Source organism: Microbacterium sp. zg.Y909 (genome assembly GCF_024626565.1).
Genome location: NZ_JANJFJ010000477.1, coordinates 1 through 2,990, shown reverse-complemented (window position 1 = coordinate 2,990; position 2,990 = coordinate 1). Strand labels below are relative to the sequence as shown.

Genomic DNA, 2,990 nt, shown 5'->3' with positions numbered 1-2,990 from the left:
GGCTTCTACTTCTGGTGGCCGAAGTGGACCGGCCGCATGCTCAACGAGCGCCTCGGCTACGTGCACTTCTGGATGCTGTTCATCGGCTTCCACATGACCTTCCTCGTGCAGCACTGGCTGGGCGTGGACGGCATGGTGCGCCGCTACGCCGACTACTCGGCCGCTGACGGCTGGACCTGGGAGAACCAGATCTCCACAGTGGGTGCGATGATCCTCGGCGCCTCGATGCTGCCGTTCTTCCTCAACGTCTGGATCACGGCGCGCAAGGCTCCGAAGGTGACCGTCAACGACCCGTGGGGTTACGGGGGTTCGCTGGAGTGGGCGACCAGCTGCCCGCCGCCGCGGCACAACTTCACCTCGATCCCGCGCATCCGCAGCGAACGCCCGGCGTTCGACGTCAACCACCCGGAAGCGGCCGTGCCGGTCGGTGTGGGTCCCGCCAAGGACGCGCCCGATGCCCCCGTTGTCGATGTCGCCGAGGGAGAGGTGAAGTAGCGATGAAGACCAATGTCAACCTCTGGTGGCTCCTCGCCGGCTTCTTCTTGCTGGTCGCAATCGTCTACACCTGGTGGAACATCATCGCCTACCCCGAGCTCGCCTGGTACCAGGCGATCGAGTGGGTCGGCACGGTTGCTCTGTTCTTCTCGGTCTTCATGTCCGCGCTGATCGGGTTCTATGTCGGCCGCGTGCACAAGGCCCAGGGCGGTGAGCTGCCCGAGGACATCCTCACGGCGGACATCGACGACGGCGACCCCGAGATGGGTGAGTTCAGCCCGTGGTCGTGGTGGCCGATCGTCCTGGCCTTCTCGGCTGCACTGGCCATGATCGGCTTCGCCGTCGGCACCTTCATGATCCCGATCGGCGTCGCCGTCTTCGTCATCGCCATCGTGGGCTGGGTGTTCGAGTACTACCGCGGGTACTTCGCTCGCTGAGCGCCACGCCATGTCGGCTCGACTGAGAGCCGCCGCCGTCTCGGACGTCGGCGAGTTCCGCACCGTCAACCAGGATGCCGCGTTCGCGGCATCCTGGGGGGCGGGCGTCGCCGACGGAGTCGGCGGGGGACCGGCGGGGGATCTCGCATCCGCGGCGCTCCTTCACCGCCTGGCGGCCGGCGCTCCCGAGATGCGGGATGCAGAGAACCTGGTATCGCGCATCCGCTGGGCGAACTGGGACATCGGCGCGCACACGCGACGAAACCCCGCCCTCGCGGGCATGGCCACGACGCTCACCGGGCTGTGGTTCGCGGGCACCGGTGAACTGCTGCTCGCCCACACCGGCGACTCCCGCGCCTACCTGCTGCGGGACGGTCTGCTCACGCGCCAGACGCGCGACGACTCGCTCGTGCAGGCTCTGGTCGACCAGGGTCTCCTCAGCCCGGAGGAAGCCGCTGTGCACCCGCGCCGCAATGTCATCACGGCGTCGCTCAGCGGAGACGACGAAGACACCGTCAGCGTCGCAAGCGTGGACGCGGTGCTCGGGGATCGATGGCTGCTGTGCAGCGACGGGGTGAGCGACTATGTTCCCCATGAGGAGCTGGAGCGGCTTCTCGCGCTAGCCCCGACCCCCGAACGCGCGGCGGACTGGGTCGTGCGAGTCGCCTTGGATGCCGGCACCCGCGACAACGCGACAGCCGTCGTGTGCGACATCGTCGCGGCAACCGACCGGGTGTCACCCGACGCCCCGGTGTTCGCCGGCGCGGCGGCGGCCCGCTTTCTCGAGGGCCTCGACAGCGCCTGAGTTCGCTCGTCGTGCCTTAGCGCACCACCATGGTGAGCGGATCGAACCGGCGCGCCAGCGGCCCGTCGTCGTCCTGCGTCGGCAGCCCCTCGCGCACCCAGTACTCGTAGCCGCCGATCATCTCCCGCACGGAGTACCCCGCCGCGGCGAAGGCCAGGGCCGCTTTGGCGCCCGCGTTGCATCCGGGTCCCCAGCAGTACACGACGACCGGTGTCGCCCGGTCGATCTCTGCCGTCGCGCGCGCCGGGATCTCGCGGTAGGGCAGGTGCACCGCGCCCGCGACGCGTCCCTGTGCCCACGCCGCGTCGCTGCGCACATCGACGATGGTCAGGGCGGTCCCCGCGCGCTGAGCCTCGTACACGTCGCTCGCGTCGGTCTCGTGGCGCAGCTTCGCGGCGAAGTAGGTCTCGGCATCCGTCATGCCGCCACCGTAGCGCGGCCATCGTGGCGGTCACATCGGCGGGCGGTCGCAGGGGGGAGGAATCCTGCCATGCCCTCCACGGGAGACGAGAAAGGCCCCGGCGCGGAACGCCGGGGCCTTTCTCTTATCGGGACTCAGGAGTCCTTCTTGTCCTTCTTGTCGCTCTCGTCGGGGATGATCACGTTCGACGGACGCACGGCCGTCTCGCTGTTGTGACCGTCGTCGATCGGGTGCAGGGGAGCGTCGGGGACGCCGGCGCGCTCGTGGGCGCCCTGCAGTTCAGCGGCTTCCTCTTCCTGCATGTGCTCGAGCGAGTGGTGCTGGTGCTCCAGCGCCGCGTCGAGCTCGGTCTGCGTGAGCGGCGTGAGGCGGTCTTCGAAGAACCAGCGCGACAGTGCGGAGCGCATGTTCTCGTGCCACGGGATGCGTCCCTTGGCATTGGGGCGCACAACCAGCGGGGCGTTCGTCTCGACATCGACCAGCTTGACGCGCTCGTACTCGTCGACCGGCTGGTGCACCTCGATGTACTCGCCGCCGGGGAGGCGGACGATGCGGCCGGATTCGTAGCCGTGCAGCACGATCTCGCGGTCCTTCTTCTGCAGCGCGAGAGCGATGCGCTTGGCGACGAAGTAGGCGAGGATCGGCCCGACGATGAGCAGTGCCTGCAGGGCGTGGATGACGCCCTCCATCGTCAGATGGAAGTGCGTGGCGATGAGGTCGGACGAAGCCGCAGCCCACAGCACCGCGTAGAAGGTGACACCTGCGGCGCCGATGGCGGTGCGGGTGGCGGCGTTGCGGGGACGCTGGGCGATGTGGTGCTCGCGCTTGTCGC

At 68.7% G+C, this 2,990-nt stretch carries 4 protein-coding genes and 1 pseudogene; 3 read left to right on the top strand and 2 right to left on the bottom strand.

Going from position 1 to position 2,990, the window contains the following annotated elements; translation table 11 throughout:
* The 3 genes from NQ160_RS21585 to NQ160_RS21575 form a co-directional block, all read left to right on the top strand.
* Positions 1-495 (top strand): cbb3-type cytochrome c oxidase subunit I (locus tag NQ160_RS21585; RefSeq protein WP_257517115.1); only part of this gene is annotated, 495 nt, incomplete at its 5' end.
* 2 nt (positions 496-497) lie between these two features.
* Complete coding sequence (locus tag NQ160_RS21580; RefSeq protein WP_257517114.1) at positions 498-932, top strand: cytochrome c oxidase subunit 4; 435 nt, start codon at positions 498-500, stop codon at positions 930-932.
* 10 nt (positions 933-942) lie between these two features.
* The gene (locus NQ160_RS21575) at positions 943-1,737 is read left to right on the top strand and encodes a PP2C family protein-serine/threonine phosphatase (protein ID WP_257517113.1); all 795 of its coding nucleotides are present in this window, start codon (positions 943-945) and stop codon (positions 1,735-1,737) included.
* Between the two features lie 16 nt (positions 1,738-1,753).
* Here the strand turns inward: NQ160_RS21575 and NQ160_RS21570 are convergent, their stop codons facing one another.
* On the bottom strand, positions 1,754-2,158 hold the full coding sequence (locus NQ160_RS21570) for a rhodanese-like domain-containing protein (RefSeq protein WP_257517112.1): 405 nt from the start codon (positions 2,156-2,158) through the stop codon (positions 1,754-1,756).
* Positions 2,159-2,292: 134 nt separating this feature from the next.
* Positions 2,293-2,990: pseudogene (locus NQ160_RS21565) on the bottom strand (ubiquinol-cytochrome c reductase cytochrome b subunit); the annotation flags it as partial.